General features: G+C 69.3%; 24 protein-coding genes. 10 read left to right on the top strand and 14 right to left on the bottom strand.

Annotated features, from left to right (window positions below):
- Positions 1-3 precede the first annotated feature (3 nt).
- Positions 4-2,379 carry an endopeptidase La gene (gene lon, locus U1T56_RS10135; RefSeq protein ID WP_418159347.1) on the top strand — a complete coding sequence of 792 codons (2,376 nt, stop codon included), beginning with the start codon at positions 4-6 and terminating at the stop codon, positions 2,377-2,379.
- Positions 2,380-2,391: 12 nt separating this feature from the next.
- Here lon and U1T56_RS10130 read toward each other — a convergent pair whose 3' ends face one another.
- The 3 genes from U1T56_RS10130 to U1T56_RS10120 form a co-directional block, all read right to left on the bottom strand.
- Positions 2,392-2,721 carry a DUF411 domain-containing protein gene (locus tag U1T56_RS10130; protein ID WP_418159346.1) on the bottom strand — a complete coding sequence of 110 codons (330 nt, stop codon included), beginning with the start codon at positions 2,719-2,721 and terminating at the stop codon, positions 2,392-2,394.
- On the bottom strand, positions 2,722-2,883 hold the full coding sequence (locus U1T56_RS10125; protein ID WP_418159345.1) for a DUF411 domain-containing protein: 162 nt from the start codon (positions 2,881-2,883) through the stop codon (positions 2,722-2,724).
- Between the two features lie 73 nt (positions 2,884-2,956).
- Entirely contained in the window at positions 2,957-3,505 is a 549-nt protein-coding gene (locus U1T56_RS10120) for a Spy/CpxP family protein refolding chaperone (protein ID WP_418159344.1), read from the bottom strand.
- A gap of 107 nt (positions 3,506-3,612) precedes the next feature.
- On the opposite strand from U1T56_RS10120, the gene U1T56_RS10115 reads away from it, so the two are divergent.
- Both U1T56_RS10115 and U1T56_RS10110 read left to right on the top strand, forming a co-directional pair.
- Complete coding sequence (locus U1T56_RS10115; protein WP_418159343.1) at positions 3,613-3,918, top strand: ArsR/SmtB family transcription factor; 306 nt, start codon at positions 3,613-3,615, stop codon at positions 3,916-3,918.
- Between the two features lie 4 nt (positions 3,919-3,922).
- Positions 3,923-4,816 (top strand): cation efflux transmembrane domain-containing protein, encoded by an 894-nt coding sequence (locus U1T56_RS10110; RefSeq protein WP_418159342.1) that lies wholly within the window; start codon positions 3,923-3,925, stop codon positions 4,814-4,816.
- Positions 4,817-4,830: 14 nt separating this feature from the next.
- On the opposite strand, the gene U1T56_RS10105 is transcribed toward U1T56_RS10110, so the two are convergent.
- Positions 4,831-5,712 carry a DMT family transporter gene (locus tag U1T56_RS10105; RefSeq protein WP_418159341.1) on the bottom strand — a complete coding sequence of 294 codons (882 nt, stop codon included), beginning with the start codon at positions 5,710-5,712 and terminating at the stop codon, positions 4,831-4,833.
- On the bottom strand, positions 5,709-6,626 hold the full coding sequence (locus U1T56_RS10100; RefSeq protein ID WP_418159340.1) for a DMT family transporter: 918 nt from the start codon (positions 6,624-6,626) through the stop codon (positions 5,709-5,711). The genes U1T56_RS10105 and U1T56_RS10100 overlap by 4 nt, the downstream gene beginning before the upstream one ends.
- Before the next feature lie 425 nt (positions 6,627-7,051).
- Between U1T56_RS10100 and U1T56_RS10095 the strand changes: the two genes are divergently transcribed.
- From U1T56_RS10095 to U1T56_RS10080, 4 genes are read left to right on the top strand one after another with little or no spacing between them, the layout of a single operon-like run.
- Positions 7,052-7,822, top strand: coding sequence for a glucose 1-dehydrogenase (locus U1T56_RS10095; RefSeq protein WP_418159339.1), 771 nt, complete (start codon positions 7,052-7,054; stop codon positions 7,820-7,822).
- A gap of 17 nt (positions 7,823-7,839) precedes the next feature.
- Positions 7,840-9,039 (top strand): acyl-CoA dehydrogenase family protein, encoded by a 1,200-nt coding sequence (locus U1T56_RS10090; protein WP_418159338.1) that lies wholly within the window; start codon positions 7,840-7,842, stop codon positions 9,037-9,039.
- Positions 9,030-10,064: a phosphotransferase family protein gene (locus tag U1T56_RS10085; protein WP_418159337.1), complete on the top strand. Its 1,035-nt coding sequence runs from the start codon at positions 9,030-9,032 to the stop codon at positions 10,062-10,064. The genes U1T56_RS10090 and U1T56_RS10085 overlap by 10 nt, the downstream gene beginning before the upstream one ends.
- Positions 10,061-10,417, top strand: a complete 357-nt coding sequence (locus tag U1T56_RS10080; protein WP_418159336.1) for a DUF6285 domain-containing protein — start codon at positions 10,061-10,063, stop codon at positions 10,415-10,417. Before U1T56_RS10085 ends, U1T56_RS10080 begins: the two co-directional genes overlap by 4 nt.
- On the opposite strand, the gene U1T56_RS10075 is transcribed toward U1T56_RS10080, so the two are convergent.
- Entirely contained in the window at positions 10,405-11,622 is a 1,218-nt protein-coding gene (locus tag U1T56_RS10075; RefSeq protein WP_418159335.1) for an adenylate/guanylate cyclase domain-containing protein, read from the bottom strand. The two genes, U1T56_RS10080 and U1T56_RS10075, sit on opposite strands and share 13 nt — an antisense overlap.
- Before the next feature lie 190 nt (positions 11,623-11,812).
- Here U1T56_RS10075 and U1T56_RS10070 point away from each other — a divergent pair, with 190 nt between their 5' ends.
- Positions 11,813-12,385, top strand: coding sequence for a hypothetical protein (locus U1T56_RS10070; protein WP_418159334.1), 573 nt, complete (start codon positions 11,813-11,815; stop codon positions 12,383-12,385).
- Positions 12,386-12,404: 19 nt separating this feature from the next.
- Here the strand turns inward: U1T56_RS10070 and U1T56_RS10065 are convergent, their stop codons facing one another.
- The 3 genes from U1T56_RS10065 to U1T56_RS10055 form a co-directional block, all read right to left on the bottom strand.
- Positions 12,405-13,379, bottom strand: a complete 975-nt coding sequence (locus U1T56_RS10065) for an NAD-dependent epimerase/dehydratase family protein (protein WP_418159333.1) — start codon at positions 13,377-13,379, stop codon at positions 12,405-12,407.
- A 56-nt stretch (positions 13,380-13,435) separates the two neighbouring features.
- The gene (locus U1T56_RS10060) at positions 13,436-13,936 is read right to left on the bottom strand and encodes a peptidylprolyl isomerase (protein WP_418159332.1); all 501 of its coding nucleotides are present in this window, start codon (positions 13,934-13,936) and stop codon (positions 13,436-13,438) included.
- 158 nt (positions 13,937-14,094) lie between these two features.
- A complete protein-coding gene (locus U1T56_RS10055; protein ID WP_418159331.1) occupies positions 14,095-14,445 on the bottom strand; it encodes a TraR/DksA family transcriptional regulator in 351 nt (116 codons plus the stop codon).
- A 150-nt stretch (positions 14,446-14,595) separates the two neighbouring features.
- Here U1T56_RS10055 and U1T56_RS10050 point away from each other — a divergent pair, with 150 nt between their 5' ends.
- Positions 14,596-16,179, top strand: coding sequence for a peptide chain release factor 3 (locus tag U1T56_RS10050; protein WP_418159330.1), 1,584 nt, complete (start codon positions 14,596-14,598; stop codon positions 16,177-16,179).
- A 21-nt stretch (positions 16,180-16,200) separates the two neighbouring features.
- Here the strand turns inward: U1T56_RS10050 and U1T56_RS10045 are convergent, their stop codons facing one another.
- Together U1T56_RS10045 and U1T56_RS10040 are read right to left on the bottom strand one after the other, a co-directional pair.
- Positions 16,201-16,977 (bottom strand): hypothetical protein, encoded by a 777-nt coding sequence (locus tag U1T56_RS10045; RefSeq protein ID WP_418159329.1) that lies wholly within the window; start codon positions 16,975-16,977, stop codon positions 16,201-16,203.
- Positions 16,974-17,945 carry a D-2-hydroxyacid dehydrogenase gene (locus U1T56_RS10040; RefSeq protein ID WP_418159328.1) on the bottom strand — a complete coding sequence of 324 codons (972 nt, stop codon included), beginning with the start codon at positions 17,943-17,945 and terminating at the stop codon, positions 16,974-16,976. The genes U1T56_RS10045 and U1T56_RS10040 overlap by 4 nt, the downstream gene beginning before the upstream one ends.
- Positions 17,946-18,039: 94 nt before the next feature.
- On the opposite strand from U1T56_RS10040, the gene U1T56_RS10035 reads away from it, so the two are divergent.
- Positions 18,040-20,022: a hypothetical protein gene (locus U1T56_RS10035; RefSeq protein ID WP_418159327.1), complete on the top strand. Its 1,983-nt coding sequence runs from the start codon at positions 18,040-18,042 to the stop codon at positions 20,020-20,022.
- Between the two features lie 23 nt (positions 20,023-20,045).
- On the opposite strand, the gene U1T56_RS10030 is transcribed toward U1T56_RS10035, so the two are convergent.
- From U1T56_RS10030 to U1T56_RS10020, 3 genes are read right to left on the bottom strand one after another with little or no spacing between them, the layout of a single operon-like run.
- Positions 20,046-20,564, bottom strand: coding sequence for a hypothetical protein (locus U1T56_RS10030; RefSeq protein ID WP_418159326.1), 519 nt, complete (start codon positions 20,562-20,564; stop codon positions 20,046-20,048).
- Positions 20,561-21,172 carry a hypothetical protein gene (locus U1T56_RS10025; RefSeq protein ID WP_418159325.1) on the bottom strand — a complete coding sequence of 204 codons (612 nt, stop codon included), beginning with the start codon at positions 21,170-21,172 and terminating at the stop codon, positions 20,561-20,563. The genes U1T56_RS10030 and U1T56_RS10025 overlap by 4 nt, the downstream gene beginning before the upstream one ends.
- Positions 21,159-21,884, bottom strand: a complete 726-nt coding sequence (locus U1T56_RS10020; RefSeq protein WP_418159324.1) for a MotA/TolQ/ExbB proton channel family protein — start codon at positions 21,882-21,884, stop codon at positions 21,159-21,161. Before U1T56_RS10020 ends, U1T56_RS10025 begins: the two co-directional genes overlap by 14 nt.
- Between the last annotated feature and the right edge of the window lie 962 nt (positions 21,885-22,846).

Below are 22,846 nucleotides of genomic sequence, written 5' to 3'. Positions count from 1 at the left end.
CGAATGGCAGACGAACGAAACCCCACCGATACGAACCCGCTCCCGGCCGACATCCTGCCTTTGGTGCCGGTGCGCAATCTCGTGCTGTTCCCCGGCACGGTGGTGCCGGTGACGATGGGCCGGCCGCGTTCGATCGCGGCCGCCCAGGCCGCGGTGCGCGCCGAGCGGCCGGTGGGCATCATCCTCCAGCGCGAGGCCGGAGTCGAAGAGCCCACGCCGCTCGATCTCCACCGTGTGGGCACCACGGGTCAGATCCTGCGCTACGTCACCGCCCCCGACGGCGGCCATCATCTGATCTGCCAGGGGCAGCAGCGCTTCAAGATCCTGGAGTTCGTGGGCGGCTATCCCTTCCTCGCCGCCCGGGTCGAGCGCATCGCGGAGCCGGACGAGCACCGGCCCGAGATCGAGGCGCGGCTCATGCTCCTGCGCGAGCGCGCGCTGGAGGCGGTCGAGCTCCTGCCGCAGGCGCCGCGCGAGCTCGCCGACACGATCCGCGCCATCCCCTCCGCGGCCCAGCTCGCGGATCTCGTCGCGAGCACGATGGACATCACCCCGTCCGAGAAGCAGGAGGTGCTCGAGACGTTCGACCTCGTCCGCCGCCTCGATCGGGTGCTCGAGTTCCTGAACTATCGCCTGAGCGTGCTGCGGCTCTCGCGCGAGATCGGCGAATCGACCCGCGGCAGCCTCGAGAAGCGCCAGCGCGAGGCGCTCTTGCGCGAGCAGCTCCAGACCATCCGCCGCGAGCTCGGCGAGGACGAGGGCACGGCGGCCGAGATCGAGGACCTGAAGAAGGCGATCGACGCGGCCGGGATGCCGGAGGAGGTCGCCGAGCAGGCGCGAAAGGAGCTGCGCCGGCTCGAGCGGATGCCCGAGGCCGCGGCCGAGCACGGCATGATCAGGACCTATCTCGACTGGCTGATCGAGCTGCCCTGGAACAAGGAGACCGAGGACCGGATCGACGTGGTCGAGGCCCGGCGCGTGCTCGACGAGGACCATTACGACCTCGACAAGATCAAGCGCCGGATCATCGAGTTCCTGGCGGTGAAGAAGCTGGCGCCTCAGGGCCGCAGCCCGATCTTGTGCTTCGTCGGCCCGCCCGGTGTCGGCAAGACCAGCCTCGGCCAGAGCATCGCGAGAGCCATGGGGCGGAAGTTCGTGCGCGTCTCCTTGGGCGGTGTCCATGACGAATCCGAAATCCGCGGCCACCGGCGCACCTACGTAGGCGCGCTTCCCGGCAACATCATCCAGGCGATCCGCAAAGCCGGCACGCGCAATCCCGTGATGATGCTGGACGAGATGGACAAGCTCGGCGTGGGCTTCCACGGCGATCCCTCGGCCGCCCTGCTCGAGGTCCTCGACCCCGAGCAGAACAGCACGTTCCGCGACGCCTATCTCGGCGTGCCGTTCGACCTGAGCCGGGTGCTGTTCATCGGCACGGCCAACGTGCTCGACACCATCCCCGGCCCCTTGCGCGACCGGATGGAGGTGATCGAGCTGCCGAGCTACACCGAGGACGAGAAGGTCGGCATTGCCAAGCGCTACCTCGTCCGCCGGCAGCTCGAGGCCACGGGCCTGACCCCGGAGCAGGTCGAGATCACGGACGCGGCGCTCCATGCCATCGTGCGCGACTACACGCGCGAGGCTGGCGTGCGCAACCTCGAGCGGATGATCGGCGCCGTCCTGCGCTGGGTCGCCGTACGGGTCGCCGAGGGGCGCACCGAGAAGACGGTGATCCAGCCCGAGGATCTCGACACCATCCTGGGTCCGCGGCGGTTCGAGAGCGAGGTGGCCGAGCGCACCGCCGTGCCGGGGGTGGCGACCGGCCTCGCCTGGACGCCCACGGGCGGCGACATCCTGTTCATCGAGGCGACGCGCGTGCCGGGCAGCGGCAAGCTGATCCTCACGGGCCAGCTCGGCGACGTGATGCGCGAGAGCGCCCAGGCCGCGCTCAGCCTCGTGAAGTCGCGCGCCGCCTCGCTCGGCATCGACGAGCGGCTGTTCGAGCGCTCGGACATCCACGTCCACGTCCCGGCAGGTGCCATCCCCAAGGACGGCCCCTCGGCCGGTGTGGCGATGTTCACGGCCCTCGCCTCCCTCATGACCGGGCGGAAGGTGCGCGCCGACGTCGCCATGACCGGCGAGATCTCCTTGCGCGGCCTCGTGCTGCCGGTGGGCGGGATCAAGCAGAAGGTGGTGGCGGCGCACGCCGCCGGCATCAAGCAGGTGCTGCTCCCGGCCCGCAACCGGAAGGAGTTCGAGGAGATCCCCGAAGCCGCGCGCCAGGGGCTCCAGTTCGTCTGGTGCGAGCAGGTGGACGACGTGCTGGCGGCGGCCCTGGAAGGGCAGGAGGAGCAGCCACGGGTTGCGGCCGCATCGTGACGATGATGCGGCCTACGAGCGGCTGGAAGCTTCCGCCGCCTCGGGCTGGAGCGAGCGGGATTGTGCTGGAGCACCCGAGGCGGTCGAGCGCAGGATGCCGATCTCGAGCCCGCTGTTGCCGTCGCGGACAGTGGCGGGCCACGGGCGCACCGCCATGAACACCGCGCGGCTGCCGTCGGCGGCGAAGGCGATCGCGTTCACGTCGAACCACCGCGCGGGCTGGCCTTCGGCCTCCACCCCTGGCGTGCCCGGCGGCATCCCGGGCACGGCGAGGCCGAGGGCCGCAGGCCGTTCGGCAAGCAGGCGCTGCACCGCTGCGACGGGAGCATGGCCCTCGACCACTTAGCCTGCGATCTTGGCCGCGTGACAGCCGCCGAGGTCGTCCGGCACGCCCGCGGCAGCACGAACCGGGGCAGGATCGTCCAGCTCGTGCACGAGAGTCTGGAACCCGGCGGCCTCGAGGTGCTTGGCCCAGGCGGCGAGCAGATCGCGGCGAGCGAGCATCGGCTGATGCCCCTTCGAGGCAGGGGAGCCGCCCGCCCGTGGGCAGCCTCCGGCAGGTAGGCCCGGCCCGATCCTACATCATCCACATGCCCATGGCGACGTAGCGGTCGAACACGGCCCGCTGCTGGGGCTGGAGCTGCTCGTAGAGCTTCGCCGCCGCGGCTTGCACCGCCTTCATGGCATCGGCCCGCGCCTGCATGCGCTGCTGCATCTGCCCCATCATCTGCGGCGCGTTGCCCTGCCAGCCCATCATGCCGCCACCCATGCAGCAGCCCGTTATCATCGTGGTGGTGCTGTCGCGCACGGCCTTGGCGAACGCGTCGAAGGCGGGCGTCTGCGCGTCGGTGAGCTGCAGGTCGGTGCGCAGCGCGGCGAGCTGGTTCTCGACCCAGCTCGCCATCATGCCGGGTCCCATCATCATGCCCGGGCCCATCATCGGCCCCATCATGCCCCAGCCCTGCTGGCCCAGCCCCCAGCCCTGGCCCATCATGCCGGGACCCATGCCCGGCCCCATCCAGCCTTGGCCCATCATGCCCGGGCCTTGCTGGGCGCGAGCCCCGTCGATGGCAGCCGACACGAGCAGCGCCGCGAGAGCGGCGGCGATGGCGGTTGCGGAGCGCATGTTCCTTCTCCCTGATAGCGCCGGTCTTCGGGCCGAGTATTGACGAATAGCATGCCAACATACAAATGCCTATTGCTATGAAGCCGGTTCCGGACAGCCTGCCCGCCTTGAGCCCCGAGCAGGTCGCCGAGGTGGCGGAGATCCTTCGCCTCCTCGGCGAGCCTTCACGGCTGCGTGTTCTGCTCGCCTGTCTGGCTGAGCCAGCCTCGGTCGGCGAGATCGCGGCACGCGCAGGCATGCCCCGTTCGCTCGCGAGCCATCACCTGCGGCTGCTGCGCGCGAGCCGCCTGCTGCGGGCCGAGCGGCACGGCAAGCAGATCATCTACGCACCCCGCGACGACCGGGTGCGCTGCATCGTGGTCGACCTCGCCCACCATGTGCTCGAAGACAGCGAGCTGGACGAAGCGGAATGATGCCATGACGGCTACCACCACCGCCAGTGCCCCGGCGACGGCGCGCTATCGGGTGACCGGGATGGACTGCCCGTCCTGCGCCGGGAAGATCGAGCAGGCGGTCCGTGGGCTCGGTGGTGTGGCGGAGGTGAAGGTCTCCATCGCCTCGCAGCTCATGATCCTGCGCCTGGACGATGCCGACGCGCGGCTGCCGGAGGTCGAGCGCGCGGTGACGGGCCTCGGCTACCGGCTCGACCGGCTCGACGCGCCGGGTGCCGATGCCGACCGCGGCGGCGATGACGACGACCTCCCGCGAGACCTCGCGCATGTCACGCCCGCGTATCGGCGGGCCTTGTGGGTCGTCGTGCTGCTCAACGTCGGCTACGGTCTTTTCGAGATGGCTGGTGGCTTCATTGCCGGGTCGCAGGCGCTGAAGGCCGATGCGCTCGACTTCCTCGGCGATGGGCTGATCACCTTTCTCGGTCTTCTTGCCATCGGCTGGAACCTCGCTTGGCGCGCCCGCTCGGCGCTTCTTCAGGGCGTGTTCCTCGGTGCGCTTGGGATCAGCGTGCTCGCCACCACAGCCTACCGCATGCTGGTGCTGAACCAGCCCGAGGCCGAGCTGATGGGGCTGTTGGGGCTGGTGGCGCTGGCGGTCAACGTAGCCGCGGCGCTCGTGCTCGTGCCGCACCGGCAGGGCGATGCGAACGTGCGCGCGGTCTGGCTGTTCAGCCGCAACGATGCGCTCGGCAACGTCGCCGTCGTGATCGCGGCGGCGCTGGTGGCCTGGACCGGAACACCTTGGCCGGACCTCGTCGTGGCGGTGGTGATCGCCGGGCTGTTCCTGCAGTCGGCCTGGATGATCTTGCAGGATGCACGGGCCGATCTGCGCGAGGCGTCCGCCACGGTCCTACCCTGAGCGTTCCTCTCCGCTCATACCAGGAGCACGTAGAGCCCGCTCGCGATGACGATGACGGCTCCAAGAAGCGCCAGGGGGTCCGGACGGTCGCCGAAGACGAGGAGCCCGATCAGAATGGCGTAGGGCATCTGGCTGTACTGGAACGGCGCCACGATGGCGGCGGGTGCCAGGCGGTAGGCGGTGGCCAGCACGAGAAACGAGGTGCCACTGCACAAGCCCGCGAGAAGAAAGAGGCCGAGATCGAGCCCGCTCGGCGTCGTCCAGAACCAGGGCAGGGCCAGGGCCGAGCCCGCGGCGATGACGGCGTTGCCCCAGAACGCGAACGCCTCGGCGGCGTCGCGCGCCGCAGCACGGCGGATCAGGACCAGGGCCAGGCCGTTGCCGATGGCGTTCACCATGGCGGCAAGGGCGCCGGCGCCGAACACGCCCGCCCCCGGCCGCAGCATGACGAGCACGCCCAGAAAGCCCGCGACGACAGCGGCCCAGCGTCGCCAGCCCGGTCGCTCGCCCAAGAGGGGCACGGAGAAGGCGATGACGATCAGGGGCTGGGTGAAGGCGATGGTGTAGGCGTCGGCGAGCGGTAGGAGGGCATAGGCCATGAAGGCGGCGATCCCGCCCACGAGCATGAGCAGCCCGCGCAGGAGTTGCAGCCCCGGCGCCCGGCTCTCGAGCCGCTTCGGCTCGCGGCGCAGCAGCGCCGACAGTACCGGTGGCAGGAGCCCCGCCGCAGCGACCAGGCACGCGATCTGGACCGGGTGAAAGCGGGCCGAGAGCAGCTTGACCAGGGTGTCCATGGTCGTGAACGAGGCGTAGGCGAAGAGCGTCAGCAGGATCGGCCGCAGCACGGTCGCGCGCTGCTGCCCGCCGATCGGCAGGATGGAGGTGGTGCTGCTCACGCGGCTGCTCCGAGGGCACGGCGGACGGCGGTCTCGCGGCGCAGGACATAGAGCCCGCTGCCGATGACGATGGCGGCACCCACGAGCATGCGCACGCTCGGCCGGTCCAGGAACACGAGCCAGCCGACCAGGATGCCGTAGAGCATCTGGCTGTACTGGAAGGGAGCGACGAGGGCCGCGGGCGCAAGGCGGAACGCTGCCGCCAGCAGGAGGAAGGCGGCGCCGCCCACCGCCCCGGCGACGGCGGCGAGCGCCAGATCGGCCGGACCCGGAGCGAGCCAGACCTCGGGCAGAAGGAGGGAGCTCGCGAGAAGCGTGAGCGCGTTGCCGACCACGCCCACCGCCTCCAGAGGCTCGGCGCTGCCATTGTGCCCGATTTTCCTGATGATCAGCATGTTGAAGGCGTGGCCGACGGCGCCGGCGAGCGCCACCAGCGCCGGCCAGGCGATCATGCCGCTGCCGGGCGCCAGGATCACGAGCACGCCCGAGAAGCCCACGGCCACCGCGGTCCAGCGCCGCCAGCCGACCCGCTCGCCCAGGATCGGCACGGAAAGGGCGGTCACGAGGAGCGGCGAGGCGAACAGGATGGCATAGGCATCCGCCAGCGGCAGCCGCGGGTAGCTCCAGAAGATCGCGAGCGTCGCGGCATAAGACACGGTCCAGCGCAGGACATGGAGCCGCCACTGCCGCGGCCGCAGCCGGTGCCAGCCGCCACGGCAGAGGCCGATCGCGGTCACGGCCAGCAACGCGAACAGCGAGTTGAGCCACGTCACCTGCAGCACGTGGTAGTGCCCGCCGAGCAGCTTCACCCCGGTGTCCATGAGGGTGAACATGGCGAAGGAGGCGAGCGCCAGGAGAATGCCCAAGGCCGGCGTATCCGGCGCCAGCCCGGCCTCGTGCCGTACCGTGATCATCCTCGGCTGCGGCCACCTCCCCGACCCGCTGCGCTTGAAGGCAAGGTAGAGGAGGCGCCGCGCGGCCACTATCGCCAACGCCTCGACCCTCGGTTGCATTTTCGCCGTAGCCGGCGCGCCGAAGACCCGCGCTCGTGACGGAGGCTCATCCTGTGGCCGCTCGGGCTTGAGCACGAACGTTTTTTTTAGGATAATATTCCAGATAGGCCTGCGTTGACCGTGATCCGGGAGCCTCACGACCTTGCGTAGGAAAATTGCACGAACGATTTCGAGAAAGCTGATAGCTTCAAACGCTGACACGTTTGGTGTTGACCGAATCCGACCGGCCGGCGCGCGTTCTTTGCCGGGCGATCGATCCTGCCGCTTGACCCGTCCGACCGCCTCCTCCACACCTCGCCACGACCGGAAGGGAGGAGCGGACCGCGATGAGCATCAGCGCCGATCTGCGCGGCAAGGTGGCACTGGTCACCGGAGCCTCGGGCGGGCTCGGGAGCCGTTTCGCGCAGGTGCTCGCGGCGAACGGGGCTGCCGTGGCGCTGGCGGCGCGCCGGGTCGACCGCCTCGAGGCGCTGGCGCGCGCGATCGCGGCCGCGGGCGGGCGCGCCCTGCCGGTCGCGATGGACGTCACCGACGATGCGAGCGTCGCGGCCGCGTTCGAGGCGGCGCAGGCGGCGCTGGGGCCGGTCGACATCCTCGTCAACAATTCGGGCATCGCCGGCCGGGGCGTGCCCATGCGCGAGGTGCCGCCGGCCGAGTTCGCCGCCGTGCTCGAGGTCAACCTCACCGGCGCCTACCGGGTCGCGCGCGAAGCGGCCTTGCGCCTGATCGCGGCCGGCCGCGAGGGCAGCATCGTCAACATCGCCTCGATCCTGGGCCTTCGCGTCGGCAGTGGGGTCGGGGCTTACGCCGCCTCCAAGGCCGGCCTCGTCCAGCTCACCCGCGCCATGGCGCTGGAGTGGGCGCGTCATGATATTCGGGTCAACGCGCTGGCACCCGGCTACGTCCTGACCGACCTCAACCGGGACTTCTTCGCGAGCGAGGCCGGGAAGGCCATGATCCGCCGCATTCCGCAGCGGCGTCTGGGCGAGCTCGCCGACCTCGACGGCCCGCTCCTTCTTCTCGCTTCCGATGCGTCGCGCTACATGACCGGCACCGTGCTCGTCGTCGACGGCGGGCATCTGCAGGCCGGGCTTTAGCTCGGGGGATGGGCTCCATGCAGTTCTCGCTGCCGACCGGGATCGAGGAGGCGAGGGCACGCGCCGCCGCCTTCGTCGACGAGCGCTTGCTGCCGCTCGAGGACGACCCCTCGAGCTTCGGCGAGGGCGAGCACATCCGGCTCGATCTCCTGGAGGAGGTCCGGAAAGAGGCGAGGGCACGGCGCCTGTGGTGCCCGCAGATGCCGGAAAGCCGCGGCGGTCTGGGCTTCGGTCCGGTCGGCATGGCGGTCCTCTACGAGGAGCTCGGCCGCTCGCGCTTCGGACCCGCCGCCTGCAACTGCGCCGCCCCCGACGACGGCAACATGCTGGTGCTGGAGCGGGTCGCGACCGAGGAGCAGAAGGATCGCTGGCTGCAGCCGATCATCGACGGCAAGGTGCGCTCGGCCATCGTCATGACCGAGCCGCATCCGGGCTCGGGCTCCGATCCCGCCGGCATGATGCTGACCCGCGCCGAGCACAAAGGCGACCGCTACGTCGTCCACGGCCGCAAATGGTTCATCACCGGTGCGGAGGGTGCGGAGCACTTCATCCTCCTCGCCCGCACCTCCGATGATCCGCGCCGCGGCCTCACCGCCATGATGTTCCACGGGCGCCAGCCCGGCTGGCGCATCCTCCGGCGCATCCCGATCATGGGCCCCGAAGAGCACGGCGGCCACTGCGAGCTCGAGCTCGACGGTCTCGAGATCCCGGTCGAGAACGTGCTCATGGGCGAGGGGCTGGGCATGAAGGTGACGCAGATCCGCCTCGCGATCGCGCGCCTCACCCACTGCATGCGCTGGCTCGGCATGGCGCGCAGAGCACTCGAGATCTGCGACCCCTATATCCGCGAGCGGCGCGCGTTCGGCGAGATCCTCGCCGACAAGGAGAGCGTCCAGGGCCTCCTCGGCGAGGCGGCGATCCAGATCGACATCGGCCGGCTCCTCACCATGCGCGCGGCCTGGCGGCTCGAGCGGGGCGAGAAGGCGCAGGCCGAGGTGTCGATGGCGAAGATCCAGGTTGCGGACGCGCTGCACCGCGCCGTCGACACGGCGATCCAGCTCATGGGCGCCAAGGGCTACTCCAAGGACACGCCGCTCGAGTGGATGTACCGCTACGCGCGGCAAGCGCGGCTCGTCGACGGCGCATCGGAGGTGCACCGCATGATCGTCGCGCGTACGCTGCTCAAGGAAGGACGGAATTTCTTCGCATGGCGCTAAAGGACGAGCTGATTCCGCCCCTTACCCGCTGGCTCGAAGGGGCGTTGGGAGCGCGGGCCGTCAGGATCGAGCGCATGGAGAAGCTCGGCGGCGGCGCCATCCAGGAGAACTGGGGGCTCGACGTCCGCGTCACGGGGGGCAGGCTCGACGGCCGCCACGCATTGGTGCTCCGCACCGACGCTCCGTCGCGGGTAGCGGTCAGCTGGGATCGGGCGCAGGAGTTCCGCATCCTCGAGGTGGCGTTCCGGGCCGGCGTTGCCGTGCCCGAGCCGGTCGCGCTCTGCGAGGACGAGGCCGTCATCGGCAAGGTGTTCTACCTCATGCGCCGTGCCGAGGGCGAGGCGCGCGGCCACAAGCTCGTCCGCGACCCGGCCGTGCGCGCGAAAGGCGAAGCGCTCGCGGCCCGGCTGGGTGCCGAGCTCGCGAAGCTGCACCGCGTCCGCCCGCCCGTGCCCGAGCTCGCGTTCATCCCCGTTCCCGATCGCGCCCCCGCGCTCTGGCGGGTCGAGGAATATCGCCGTCATCTCGATGCGCTTGGTGCAAAGGAGCCCGTGCTGGAATGGGCGCTGACCTGGCTCGAACGGCACGCGCCGCAAGGCCGCGATCTCTGCCTCGTCCACGCCGACTTCCGCACCGGCAACTACCTCGTCTCGAACGGCGAGCTCACGGCCGTGCTCGACTGGGAGTTCGCGGGCTTCTCGGACCCGCTCGAGGATCTCGGCTGGATGCTCGCGAAATACTGGCGCTTCGGCTCTTACGAGCTCGAGGCGGGCGGGATCGGCTCGCGCGAGGCCCTCTTCGCGGGCTACGAGGCCGAGGCCGGGCACGAGATCGACCGCGCGGCCGTGCCCTACTGGGAGGTCATGGCGACCGTGCGCTGGGCGGTGATCGCCTTGATGCAGGCGGCGCGGCACTTCGAGGGCCAGGAGGATTCCCTGGAGCTGGCGCTCACCGCACACGTCCTGCCCGTGCTCGAGCTCGACCTTCTGACCCGGGTGCGCGAGATCGAGGAGACCAGCCGATGAGCTATCTCGGTGCCACTGCCGACCTCCTGAAGGTCGCCCGCACCGTGCTCCGCGAGACGGTGATGCCGCAGACGAGCCCCGAGGCCCGCTACGAGGCCGCCATGGTCGCGAACGCGATGGCGATCGCGGTGCGGGAGCTCGAGCTCGGCCCTAAGACGAGAAGCGCCGAGCGGGCTCTTCTCGCCGGGCTCTACGCTGCCGCGGACGCATCCCTGCCCGAGCTGCGCGCCCGCTTCTGCCGGGATCTGCGCGCGGGCAGGTTCGGTGCCGAGCGGGAAGGCGAGATCCGCGCTCTTCTCCTCGAGACCGTGCGCGCCCGCCTCGCCATCAGCAACCCGACCTACGGAAGTTGAGCCTCGGGCTCGAGGGTGAACAGCACCTGCGGGCGGGCGACACCCCGAAGCGCGTAGCGGCCGAGGCCGACGAGCCGCTCGCGCCAGGGGCCGCAGCTCTCGGCGAACGCTTCGGAGAGGACCGCCTGCTGACCGAGCGACCGGCACAAGGCCGCGATGCGGGCGGTCTCGTTGACGGCCGGGCCCAGCACCGTGAAATCGAGCCGAGCCTTGCCGCCGATGTTGCCGTAGAGCACCTCGCCGGTATGGAGCGCCAGGTAAGGTCGGGTCACGGGCTCGCCGCGGCGCATCCGCGCCTCGCTCAAGGCGGCGGTGGTGCGGCGCGCTTCCGCCCAGGCGGAAAGAGCGGCGGCACAGGCGTCGCAGGCCTCGGCTCCCTGGAAGGTGGCGAGGATGCCGTCGCCCATGAACTTGAGGATCTGCCCGCCCGCCGCCTCGATCGCATCGACCTGCGCCTCGGCATAAGCGTTGAGGAGATCGAGAAGCTGCTCGCGCGGCAGCGAGTCGGTGAGGCGGGTGAAGTCCTCGAGGTCGCTGTACCAGATCACCGCCTCGATCGGCTCGGCCCGCCCGCGCTCGATCGCACCCCCGAGGACGCGGGCGGCGGCATCGGCACCGAGATAGGTCGCGAGCAGCGCCTTGGCCGTCGTCCGGTTGAGGGTGCTCGCGAAGACGAAGGCGGCGAGCGGCTCGAGCTCGCGGATGAGGGCGATATGCTCGTCGGCGAAGCCGCCGGGCCGGTCGCTGACCCAAGACGAGAACAGATCGTCCGCCTCGCCCAGGGTCACGGCCTCGCCCAGGCGCAGACGGAGCGCCAGATAGTCGGTGCCGCCCTCGGCGGCGAGCCCGGCCAGCAGCGCGAGCTCGTCGGCTCCCTCGCCGCGCTCGAGCCGCCGGCGCAGCACGTGCTCGCCGGTGGTCAGGAGCCGGTAGAAGGGGCTCTGCCGCCAGGGCTCCTCACCCGGCACGACGGGGCGCGCCGTGTCCTCCACCATGGCACCCCGGCCGCGCCGCCAGATGACGAGCGTGGCGTTCAGCACCGGATGCAACAGCAGAGCGCCCATGCTGGCGCGGGCGAGGGGAACGCCGGCCTCGACCAGGGCGGCGCAGACGGTCTCGACGAGCTGCGGCAAGTCCCGGCCCGCCACCGCGGCTTCGACCAGGGCCAGGATCAGACGCCCGCGGATCTCGATGGAATGCGCCAATGACGTCTACTCCTCGGTGCCATTACGACTGAGACGGGCCTCATCGTGCAGAAATGTCTCTTTCTGGTAGAAAAAATCGTGTCCTGCTCATCGATATCGGTCCTTGCTTCGTGCCGGTTTCGGGCTCTAGATGAATTTGCCTTAATGTAAATTCATAGCCCGGTCATGTGGCGGTGGTAAGGATGCAGGCATGAAATGGCTCAGTACGGGAGTTTTGACCGCTCTCCTCTCGCTTGCGGTCGGATCGGCGGAAGCATCGGTGATCGCCGGCTCGGACGGCCCGTTCCAGATCCTCGACAACAGCACGGCGAGCTTCGGCGTCAATCTCTACAACGGCAAGGCCGGTGACTCGTTCACCGCCGACTTCCTGTTCCAGACCGGTGGTGCACCGGATGGCGGCGCCACGGCGATCGAATGCACGACCGGCTGCGCCAACCTGCAGTTCACCTCGTTCGACCTCTACGCACGCAGCAACGCCAACGAGCCGATCGGCACGCCGATCGCGAGCGGCAACTTCGACACGCTGCCCGGCACCACGATCGACTACAGCGTCCTGCTCGCGTTCGGCGCGCTCGAGGCCGGCAGCTATCTCGTGCGCACGGCCGGCTATTTCCTCGGCTCGGGCGACGCTTCGATCGGCGGCAACGTCTCGCTGACCCCCATTCCGGGTGCTGCGGTCCTGTTTGGCAGCGCGCTCGCAGGCCTCGGCGCCGTAGCCTCGCGCCGGCGCAAGACGGCGGAGGCTACCGTTGCCGCAGCCTGAGGGCCGGGCCGTGCCGTTGTTATAAAGGCGCGGCTCTCCCCTCCTCGAGCGTGCGGCCGTAGTGCTTCCGGTGCCAGACGACGAAGCGGGCGATCCCCTCTTCGATCCTGGTGGCCGGGCGCCGGTCGGGGGCGGCCGCACCATCGTCCAGGGCTGCCGCGGCCGCACCGGGCGGGGCCGGCCCCCAGCGCTTTTCCACAACCTGCCCGAGCTCGTCCTCGAGGAGCGACACGAGCCGCGCCATCTCGACCGGCTCGGTGGCCGCGAGGTCGAGCAGCCGGTACGGCGTCCCGCTCCGAGGGTCGGGCGGGTCGTCGAGCGCCGACACGATCGCGGCCGCCACGTCCTCGACGAAGGCGAGCCGCACCACCTGTCCGCCCTCGGGCAGCAGCAGTGGCCGGCCGGCCGCGATCGCGTCGGCGAGCGCCTGACAGAGCGCGTCGGGGCGACTCCAAGGTCCGTAGACTCTGGCGAGGCGGATGCAGGTCTGTGGTATGCGATACAGCCGGGCATAGGCACGGCCGAGGATGATCTCGGCATCACGAAGCGCTTTGCGCCGACGGGCTCCGGCCGTCCCGTCGCTGTCCTCCGGGAGCGGCAGGCCGGACTCGGCATGGACGAGATGCCGGAGCTGCGGCAGGCGGTGGCGGCACAGCGCCAGCAGGACGAGGTGGCCGGCGATGCGCTGATGCACCTCCTCGCGTGGGTGAGACGGGTGCTTGCGCGACCGCCCTGCCGCCAGATGAACGACCCCGGTCACGTCGCCACCGTGCTGCGTCGCCCAGCCGTCGAGGAAGGCCGGATCGCCCACGTCGCCGCGGACGAACCCGAACCGCTCGCGGCCGAGCAGCCGCCGCAGCCGCGCTTCCTTCAGCGCCGGATCGTAGGCCGCGTTCAGATCGTCGATCCCGAGCACCGCCTCGCCGCGCGCCAGCAGGGCCTCGGCCACGTGGAGACCGAGGAACCCCGCCACCCCGGTGACGAGCACGCTCATGCACCACTCCTGCCCGAAGGACCCGCGCCACGAACGCGGGCCCGGTCCGCGGCAGCTTACTTCACGTCGGAGCCGACGCGAACCTTCACCATCTTGGTCGGATTGGCCGGGGGCTCGCCCGGCGCGATTTTGTCGACCTCGTCCATGCCCTCGATCACCTTGCCCCAGACCGTGTATTGACCGTTGAGGTGCGGGGCGGGCGCGAAGCAGATGAAGAACTGGCTGTCGGCGCTGTTGGGGTTCATGGTCCGCGCCGCCCCCACCGTGCCGCGCTCGAACGGCTTCTTGTTGAACTCGGCCATCAGGTTGCCGCGGCCCGAGCCGCCCGTGCCCGTGCCGGTGGGATCGCCGGTCTGGGCCATGAAGCCGGGGATCACGCGATGGAAGATGATACCGTCGTAGAACCCGGCGCGCGCCAGCTCCTTCACCCGTGCGACGTGCTTGGGCGCCACGTCGGGATAGAGCTCGATCACGACCCGGCCGCCGGTCGAGAGATCGATGACGAGGGTGTTCTCGGGGTCGACCGCCGTAGCGGCGCCGGCAGAGGCTGTGGTCATGAGCAGGATGGCTCCGGCTAGAAGGTGGCGACGACGCATGGCCCGGCTCTTGGTCCATTTGCTGGATGCGGTCGGTGGCCGCCCGATGGGCGGCGCACTCTCCTAACCCATCGGGCCGTGGGCCTGAACCGAAAATGCGGGGAGCGGCGGAAGAAGGCTCATCCTTTCCCGGCGCAGGCGACGCACAGGGCGACGGCGGGGTCGAGCTCGAGACGGGCATTCGGGATCGGCTCGCCGCAGGAGACACACCAGCCATACTCTCCGGCCTCGAGCCGCTCGAGCGCGGCATCGATGCGGGCGAGCTCGTGCCGGCGGCGACGCTCGATGTCGTGCGCCATGGCCTGCTCCTGCAACGTGTCCATGGGCGAGACCTCCTCCTTGGGCGGCTGGCCGGCCTCGGCGGTCGCTGCCGCGACCTCCTCGCCCTGCTCGAGCAGGTGCAGGATCGCGGTACGTTTCTCCTCCAGCACCCGTCGGGCCAGGTCCGGGTCCTCGCGGAGACTGCTCATCTCGGCCCTCCTTCGTTCTTCCCTCTGGAAGAGGGAAAGCCTACATGTTGCAGCGGTTCCCCACCCCACGCCAGGAGGTTCCGTCCGGCTCCGCCGCACGTCCGGCGGCCTCAGGACGGCTCGACCGCAGCCGAGACCCATCAGACCGACATGTCGCTTTCGCCGATCGCCGACGCCGCAGCCCGCCGGCGCACCTTCGCCATCATCTCGCACCCCGATGCGGGCAAGACCACGCTCACCGAGAAGCTCCTGCTGTTCGGCGGCGCCATCCATCTCGCCGGCGAGGTCAAGGCCAAGGGCGAGCGCCGGCGCGCGCGCTCGGACTGGATGAAGATCGAGCAGCAGCGCGGCATCTCGGTCACGACCTCGGTCATGACCTTCGAGTATGGCGGCTGCACCTTCAACCTGCTCGACACGCCGGGCCACGAGGATTTCAGCGAGGACACCTACCGCACGCTGACCGCGGTCGATTCGGCGATCATGGTGCTCGATGCCGCCAAGGGCATCGAGCCGCAGACCCTGAAGCTGTTCGAGGTCTGCCGGCTGCGCGACATTCCGATCATGACCTTCATCAACAAGCTCGACCGTGAGGCCAAGGACCCGATCGAGCTTCTGGACGAGATCCACGACCGCCTGGCGCTCGACGTCGCGCCGATGAACTGGCCCATCGGCATGGGGCAGAACTTCCGCGGCGTGTTCGACCTCGCGAGCCGCAACGTCGTGCTCCTGACCGAAGGCGGCGGGCAGGGCTCGGAGGAGGTGGTGCCCGAGCGCAGCAGCAGCCTCGGCGAGCGCGTGCCGGCGAGCCAGCTCGAGGAGCTGCACGAACAGCTCGCTCTCGTCGAAGGCGCTCTTCCCAGCTTCGACCTCGAGAGCTACCGCGAGGGGCACCTGACGCCGGTCTTTTTCGGCAGCGCCTTGAAGAACTTCGGCGTCCGCGCGCTCCTCGACGGCCTCGGCGCTTATGCGCCCTCGCCGCGGCCGCAGCCTGCGGATCAGCGCACCGTCGAGCCCGGCGAGGACAAGGTCACGGGCTTCGTCTTCAAGGTCCAGGCCAACATGGACCCGAAGCACCGCGACCGTGTCGCCTTCCTGCGCCTGTGCTCGGGCCGGTTCCAGCGCGGCATGAAGCTCAACATGGTAAGGCACGGAAAGCCCATCGCGATCTCGAGCCCGATCTTCTTCTTCGCCCGCGAGCGCGAGATCGCGGAAGAGGCCTTCCCCGGCGACATCATCGGCGTGCCGAATCACGGCCAGCTTCGGGTCGGCGACACGCTTTCCGAAGGCGAGCCGATCCGCTTCACCGGCATCCCGAACTTCGCACCCGAGATCCTGATGCGCGTGCGCCTGGGCGATCCCATGCGCGCGAAGCACCTGAAGGCGGCCCTGGAAGACCTCGCCGAGGAGGGGGTGACGCAGGTGTTCCGCCCGATGATCGGGGCGGAATGGGTCGTGGGTGTGGTGGGCCAACTCCAGCTCGACGTGCTCAAGACCCGGCTCGACGCCGAGTACAACCTGCCGATCGACTTCGAGTCCGCGCCCTACATCACGGCGCGCTGGTGCGATGCCGACGACGCGAAGGAGCTCGACCGCTTCGTGCAGGCGAAGAAGGCGAGCTTGGCTTCGGACCGCGACGGCAACCCGGTCTACCTTGCGCGCAACAACTGGGACCTGAACCGGGTGCAGGAGGACTTTCCCAAGATCCGCTTCACGGCCACCCGCGAGCGGCACTGAGGGCGGCTCCCGGCGCCGGTCTCAGCCCCAGGGACCGGAAGGCGGAGGAAGCGCTTTCTGCTCGCGGCACCAAGTGTAGACGTAGGAGAGGAAGGACGCGATCAGCGGTGCCTGGAGCCAGGCGTTGCCGACCGCGGCGAGATCGGCGAGCGCGCTCACGGCGAGGCTGCCCGTGGCTTCGGCGGCCCGGTTCAGGAGGATGGCGAGCCCGATCGTCACCGCTGCCACCGGCAGGGCGATCAGGAGAAAGCCGAGCAGCAGCCGCCAGCCATGTCCACGGGTGAGCTCCCAGGAGCGGCGGAAGGTGGTGGTCTCGTCGCCGATGGCCGTGGCCGGGAACACGAGCTGCAGCCGGAGCGCCAGATAGAGGCAGACGAGGGCCGCGAGGGGACCCGAAAGGAGCGGCCCGAGGCCGGGTGCGGCAGCGCCCGGTCCCGCCGCGAGGAAGGCGCCGCCGCTGAGCACGAAGACGAGCGCCGGTACGGTGCTCATCAGGAGCGCCACCAGCACGGTCAGTACGAAATAGCGCGCGACCCTGGCATCGAGCGGCGCCATTCTCTTGGTCAGAGGCTCGTTCAGGAGAATGTGGCGGTGCCAGGCGACCGCGATCGCCGCAGCGCCCACCGTCACCGCGAGATCGGCAGCGGCCATGAAGAAGACCGAGCCGTTCCGGGCGAGGAGCAGGAGCGCCCAGCTCAGGAGCAGCCACAGGCCGCCTACCTGGAAGAGGCCGCGGGCGTTGCCGATGGCATCGAGATAGGCATGGCGGACGAGCCGTACGACGGGGAGCTTGGTCATGCGCTTGGGCCCGGTGCGGTCTCCGCGGCGACGACGTTGAGGAGCGGCCGGCCGTCCAGCCGGCGCTCGAGATTGTCCATGAAGAAATCGGCGAACCGGTCCTCCCAGTCCGCGATCTGGTCGGCAGCATGCGGGGTGAGGATGACGTTGTCGAGCCGCCAGAGCAGGCTTTCCCGCGGCAGCGGCTCTTCTTCGAACACGTCGAGATAGGCGCCGGCGAGGTGGCCTTGCTCGAGCGCCTCGACGAGCGCCGTCTCGTCGACGAGCCCGCCGCGGGCGGTGTTGAGGAAGAGCGTGCCCTCGCGCATGGCACTCAGGACCGAGCGGTCGATCAAATGGCGGGTCTCGGCGGTCAGCCGCAAATGCAGGCTCACGATGTCGGCCTCGGCGAGGCTCGCGCGCAGCGCGTGCAGCGGGCGCACCTCGTCGAACTCGGGCAGATCGCGCACCGTGCGGTTGAGCCCGATCACCCGCACGCCGAAAGGCCGCGCACGGCGCGCCACCTCGCGGGCGATGGCGCCCGTGCCGATCAGGAGCATGGTCCGCCCGGCGAGCGGCCGCCAGGGGTTGGGCCGCCAGATCCCCGCCTCCTGCTGGCGCAGGTGGCGGCGCAGCCCCGAGACGAGGGCGAGGAGAGCGCCCATCAGGGTCTCGGCGAGATAGGGTGCGAGCACGCCGCGACTGTTCGTGAGCACGAAGGAGCGCTCCTCCCAGCCCGCAAGATGATCGTAGCCCGAGCCGCCGACATGGAGCCAGACGAGATCGGGCGCGTCGAGTAGCGGCCGGTGCGTCGGCCCCGGCATTCCCGACGTCTTGCAGGAATAGGCGATGGTCGGCCGGAAGGCGGCGATGAGCCGGGGAAGGACGGTGGCCTCGGTGCAGGTCCGGACCTCGAGGTCGGGAAAGCGCCGGCGCAGCCGGGGAAGCCAGGCATCGGCGTGCTCGTGGACGAGAAGAAGACGCTCCAAGGTGGCCTCGGCCAACGGTTGGGGGTGGCGGCGACAACGCCGTGGCGCTCGTGTAGCATGCGCCGCGGCGCTGAACAGGAGGACCCGTCGGCCCATGCGCGCGAAAAGCTCCCTGGCCTTTGCCCTCGTGCTCGGCCTCGCGCCGCTCGAGGTCGTCCGGGCCGCGGCACCTGTGCTCGAGCGGGTCCTGCTTTCCACGGGCGGTGTCGGCTATCTCGGCTACCGCGCCACCGTCGGCGACGACGGCAAGCTCCGGCTCACGGTGCCGCTGCGGCAGGTCGACGACATCCTGAAAAGCCTCACCATTCTCGATGGCGGCACGGTGCGGGCGGTGAGCCTCCTGGGCCCGACGCCGCTCGCCGACCTTTTCCGCGGCGCTCCCTTCGGCGAGCACGACCTCGCCGATCTGCCCACCCTGCTCGCGAGCCTGCGCGGCGCGGAGGTGGAGGTGCGGGGCTCGGTGAACGTCCGCGGTCGCATCCTCGCCGTGGCGCGCGAGGAGGCGAAGGAGGGCGAGGCCACGACCGTGCGCCACCGGCTCAGCCTGCTGACGCAGGATGGGATCCGCGCGGTGATCCTCGAGAGCGGCGTGGAGGGAATCACGCTCCTCGACCAAGCGCTCGCGCAGGAGCTCGATCGCGTGCTGGCCCGTCTCGCCGACAACCGGCACGCGCAGGAGCGCGAGCTCGAGATCGGCCTCGGCGGCGCCCCCGGCCGGATCGTGGAGCTGGGCTATCTCGCCGAGATGCCGCTGTGGAAGGCGGGCTACCGGCTGGTCGTGGGTGCCGAAGGCGAGAAGGACGCGGGGCTCCTCCAGGGCTGGGCGATCCTCGAGAACCTGAGCGGTCAGGATTGGCGGGAGGTCGAGGTGACTCTCGCCGCCGGCAGCCCTGTGGCGCTGAAGCAAGCGCTGTTCCGGAGCTACTTCGTGTCGCGCCCGGAGGTCCCGGTCGTCCCCGAGGCGCAGAAGCCGCCGGTCCAGACGGCGGCGCCGCGCACCGCGCTGCCGTCTGGACCGGCCCGCGAGAGGGCGGGCCGCGGTCCGGAGCTGATGGCGGAAGCGGCGCCGGCATCTGCACCTGCCGGCCTCGAGGTGGGCACCACACAGGAGCTGACGGCGCAGACCCTGTTCCGGCTGCCACAGAAGGTGAGCCTGCCGACGGGCCATACCGTGATGGCGCCGATCGTGGACGCGAAAGCGCCGGTCGAGCGGCTGGCCCTCTACCGGGCAGACGAGGGCGGGCCGCATCCGAAGGCGGCAGTGCGCCTCGTGAACCGGACCGGGGCCAGCCTGCCGGGCGGGATCGCGACCCTCTACGAGCCGATCGAGGCAGGTGGCCTCGCCTATCTCGGCGATGTCACGCTGCCGGCCATGGCGCCGGGAACGGACGCGATCCTCGCCTATGGACGCGACGGCAACATCGACGTGGCGTCGAGCGAGGAGGAGGAAGGTCGGCTCGACCGAGTCCGCATCGCCGATGGTCTCATGGAGCTGAGCCGGATCGAGCGGCGGCGGGTCCGCTACGACGTGAGCGCCCACTTCTCGGGGACGCCGCGCAGCTTCGTCCTGGAGCAGAAGCGGGAGGAGGGCTGGCGGGTCACGGAGCCCGCCGATGCCGTGATCCAGGGCGACACGCTCAAGGTGACCCGCTCGCTCGCACCTGAAGCGAAGCTCGAGCTCGCCGTCGTCCTGGAACGGCCGGTGGTCGAGCGGATCGAGCTCGTCGATGCCGATCCCGAGCAGCTCCGGCTCACCTTCCAGGGTGCGACCCTCGCGCCGGAGGTGCGGCAGGCCCTGGAGCGGCTGCAGGCGCTCACGGCCCGGATCGCCGACATCGACCGCGAGATCGAGGCGAAGGAGGCCCGTCGCGACGAGCGGGTCAAGGAGCAGGAGCGGCTTCGTGCCAACCTCGCGGCCGTGCCGCGCGGCAGCGACCTCGCCAAGCGCTACCTCGACCGTCTGGGTGCCAGCGAGGACGAGATCGCGAAGCTCGGCCAGGAGCTGGACCGGCTGCGTGCGGCGCGGGAGCAGGCCGCGGCCGAGCGCCTCGCCTTCATCCGCTCCTTGCGGATCTGACGGACGGGGGCTCGGCCCTTGGATCAGGCATCGCGGCCGGGCGGTGGGACGAACTGGGCCGGCGGCGGGTCCAGCGCGTCCTTGGGCGGCATGGCCGGCTGCGGCAGGGCGTAGAAGCGCGGCTCGAGCGTGTCCAGGGTCGGCTCGAACGGCACCCGCATCCGCACGCTCGACTGCTGTTGGGCGGCCTCGCGGCTCGCCTGCTGGAGCTGCTCGGCCAGAGGGCGGCTCCAGGGCAGGACGTAGGCGCGCGGCTCCTCCACGCCGTCGACCTGCAGCCAGAGATAGATCGCCTTGTCCTCCTGGAGCGAGCTGCCGAGCACGGTGGCCTCGGGCGCCTTGCCCAGCCACCACTCGAACGAGGCCGGCTTGGGCTTGCTCAGAAGGTCGGCCATGGCGGCGTAGGCGACCGGCATGAAGGCGCAGGTGAGCGCCACGGCGCCCACCTTCACGAGGAGTTTCCGGGGCGCCCAGACGCTGATCGTGGCGAGCGCTGCCGCCAGGATCACCATGAGAGCGAACAGAGGCGTGAGTGCGCTCATGACGGCTTCCAGCTGCGGATGGGCCGCTGCAGGTTCGTGACCGTGCCCGGCACGAGCTCGCCGCGGTCGTTGAGACGGAAGCGGAACACGGTCTGCTCCTGGCCCTCGCGGGTGAGGTCGACCTTGGAGGCCAGGATCTGACGTGCCGATTCTTGTGTCGATCGCTTCACGCTCGCCACCACGGTCACCGGGATCGAGCCCGCTCGCGCGGTGTTGCGGTAGAGATGCACATTGATCGTGTACTCGCCCGCCGGGATGCCGCGCGAGTAGCTGACCTCGTAGTTCATGTTGGTGGCGTCGGCGCGCTTGCCGAGATCGTCGCGGAGCAGGTTGAAGACGACCCCGCCCTTGTTGGAGTAGCCGACCGGGACGTCGCCGGGAGCCTGGACCCAGAGATCGACGTCGACGTCCATGTCGTCGGGCCAGCGCGCCTCGATGATGACGTTGCCGGGCGGCTCGGTCGTCTCGGTGGCCGTGCTCTTCGCCTTCGATTCGCCGATATGCGGCAGGAGCAGTACCGCCACGGTCACGAACCCGCTCAGCGTCAGCATGATCAGGTCGCGAAAGACGATGTCGCTGTCGTCGCCTTCGTCGTCAAACGGCTGCATCGCGCTCTCCGACCTCGACGAGGTGGGTGAGGAGATGGGTCGCCCCCGACTCGAGCAGGCGGTAGTTCACCATCAGCCAGACATTGAGGACCGAGCCGACGAGGGTCTTGAACAGCGCCATCGCCATGCCGTGGAGCAGGGTCGCCACCATGGGGCCGATCGCGGCGGAATCGGTGACGGCGTCCTGGTTGACGCCGGAAAGGGCGATGATGAAGCCGACGATGGTGCCGATGAGACCGAGCAGCACCAGCGTGCTCGCCATATGACGCACGACGGCGATCCGGTGCCCGATCTTCATGCGAAGGGCTCCCAGGAGATTGGCGCGGCTCTGGCCGTCGCGGCCGACGATGGCATCCATGTAGGCCGCCACGCGCGAGCCGGGCTGATCGATGCCTTCGCCTTCGAGGGCGTTGAGCTCGCGCGAGAGCATGACGATCTTCTGCCCGGCCCAGAACAAGCCGATGAGGAACAGGCTGAAGATCAGCTTGCAGATGTGGGTGTCGTCTGCGGCCAGGATCCGAGCGATCCAGCCCTGCATCCAGATGGCACCCAAAAGGGCGAAGCCCGTGACGTTGATCAGCGCGAAGCGCAGCAGCAACAGGTAACGGTACCGCCCGATCTCGCGCGCTCGCGGCGTGGGGGCGAACTCGACCTCGTCGACATAGCCCGTGCGAATATCCGCCACGGGCTCGGCAGCAGCCAACGTGTTCATGCACACCTCGTCCACAAGGAGGCGCCATCGCCGCTGTGGCAATGGTCGGAATCGGGTGACTCGGAAGGGGCGCAGCGCTGGTCCGGTGGTACTGGCGAGCACCAACGGATCGGCGCCGATGGGCCGGGCCGACATGCACGGAAGAGTGGGGAACGCGTCATCCACGATCTCCACGAACCATCCCCTGCCCCCACAGGCGGGAGCACGAGACAAGCCAACCTCCGTCAAGTCGTCGGTGACCGGGTCCGCGAGAGATCCCGTTGGCACAGGAACCGCCGCAGATGAGCGGCTTCGCCGCCAATATCAGTAGTTCGTTAACGCGGTTGCGGCGAGCAGGGTTCCTTCGTAGCACGAAAGGTTCAGGATTTCAACCCTAAAGAGAAATATGTTGCAAACACGCACCTGTCGGGGAAATCGTGGTGGATGAACGATGCGTGTCCTCGATGCCACGCTCACCGAGCGTCGAAAGCGTCGGGTTCCCTGCTCGAGTTGCCATGTGGTGAGAGAAGCCGGTACCGAATTCGACAGGATGCAGGGGGAACGAGGCGCCATTGGGACGTTTGCTGATCATTCCTCTGCTTATAAGATATCGGAACGAGCTTATAAGTCTTGAGAAAATACGGAATTAGTTGTTTAAGTTTGATTGAAGTATATTGAAATAACATAAAAACATCATCAGAAAAACATCGAGAGATTTTTGTTGCGTCGTTCAAGTTCGGTCTATTTCATAGAATAAAGATATTTATACGTATATAATACGTTTCACAAATTTGCTTTGATAGAAAAAGAGGCAAAATCATTTCATGCGGGAAGCTGCCGTAGCGTGGGGCGGCATTGACCGCGCCCGGCGCCATGAAAGCCCGGTTTCCCTAGGGTCGGTGACGGCGGGTAGCCGGAACGGAGTCCTCGCATGCGCGATCCCGCAAGCATACGGCCGACCGTGACTAGGCGATTACTCGGCA

The organism is Benzoatithermus flavus, from assembly GCF_037908215.1.
In the GTDB taxonomy this organism is placed as follows: Bacteria; Pseudomonadota; Alphaproteobacteria; order Geminicoccales; family Geminicoccaceae; genus Benzoatithermus; species Benzoatithermus flavus.
The sequence above is the reverse complement of the archived record's forward strand: the minus strand, read 5'-3'. Positions and strand labels throughout refer to the sequence as shown.

Coding starts and splice junctions, on each gene's coding strand:
- U1T56_RS10120 (WP_418159344.1), bottom strand. CDS start 3,505: ATGCGCTCCGCAACCGCCATCGCCGCCGCTCTCGCGGCGCTGCTCGTG.
- U1T56_RS10100 (WP_418159340.1), bottom strand. CDS start 6,626: ATGATCACGGTACGGCACGAGGCCGGGCTGGCGCCGGATACGCCGGCC.
- U1T56_RS10025 (WP_418159325.1), bottom strand. CDS start 21,172: ATGCAGCCGTTTGACGACGAAGGCGACGACAGCGACATCGTCTTTCGC.
- U1T56_RS10045 (WP_418159329.1), bottom strand. CDS start 16,977: ATGACCAAGCTCCCCGTCGTACGGCTCGTCCGCCATGCCTATCTCGAT.
- U1T56_RS10065 (WP_418159333.1), bottom strand. CDS start 13,379: ATGAGCGTGCTCGTCACCGGGGTGGCGGGGTTCCTCGGTCTCCACGTG.
- U1T56_RS10055 (WP_418159331.1), bottom strand. CDS start 14,445: ATGAGCAGTCTCCGCGAGGACCCGGACCTGGCCCGACGGGTGCTGGAG.
- U1T56_RS10090 (WP_418159338.1), top strand. CDS start 7,840: ATGCAGTTCTCGCTGCCGACCGGGATCGAGGAGGCGAGGGCACGCGCC.
- U1T56_RS10050 (WP_418159330.1), top strand. CDS start 14,596: ATGTCGCTTTCGCCGATCGCCGACGCCGCAGCCCGCCGGCGCACCTTC.
- U1T56_RS10085 (WP_418159337.1), top strand. CDS start 9,030: ATGGCGCTAAAGGACGAGCTGATTCCGCCCCTTACCCGCTGGCTCGAA.
- U1T56_RS10070 (WP_418159334.1), top strand. CDS start 11,813: ATGAAATGGCTCAGTACGGGAGTTTTGACCGCTCTCCTCTCGCTTGCG.
- U1T56_RS10060 (WP_418159332.1), bottom strand. CDS start 13,936: ATGACCACAGCCTCTGCCGGCGCCGCTACGGCGGTCGACCCCGAGAAC.
- lon (WP_418159347.1), top strand. CDS start 4: ATGGCAGACGAACGAAACCCCACCGATACGAACCCGCTCCCGGCCGAC.
- U1T56_RS10020 (WP_418159324.1), bottom strand. CDS start 21,884: ATGAACACGTTGGCTGCTGCCGAGCCCGTGGCGGATATTCGCACGGGC.
- U1T56_RS10030 (WP_418159326.1), bottom strand. CDS start 20,564: ATGAGCGCACTCACGCCTCTGTTCGCTCTCATGGTGATCCTGGCGGCA.
- U1T56_RS10125 (WP_418159345.1), bottom strand. CDS start 2,883: ATGCTCGCTCGCCGCGATCTGCTCGCCGCCTGGGCCAAGCACCTCGAG.
- U1T56_RS10110 (WP_418159342.1), top strand. CDS start 3,923: ATGACGGCTACCACCACCGCCAGTGCCCCGGCGACGGCGCGCTATCGG.
- U1T56_RS10035 (WP_418159327.1), top strand. CDS start 18,040: ATGCGCGCGAAAAGCTCCCTGGCCTTTGCCCTCGTGCTCGGCCTCGCG.
- U1T56_RS10095 (WP_418159339.1), top strand. CDS start 7,052: ATGAGCATCAGCGCCGATCTGCGCGGCAAGGTGGCACTGGTCACCGGA.
- U1T56_RS10080 (WP_418159336.1), top strand. CDS start 10,061: ATGAGCTATCTCGGTGCCACTGCCGACCTCCTGAAGGTCGCCCGCACC.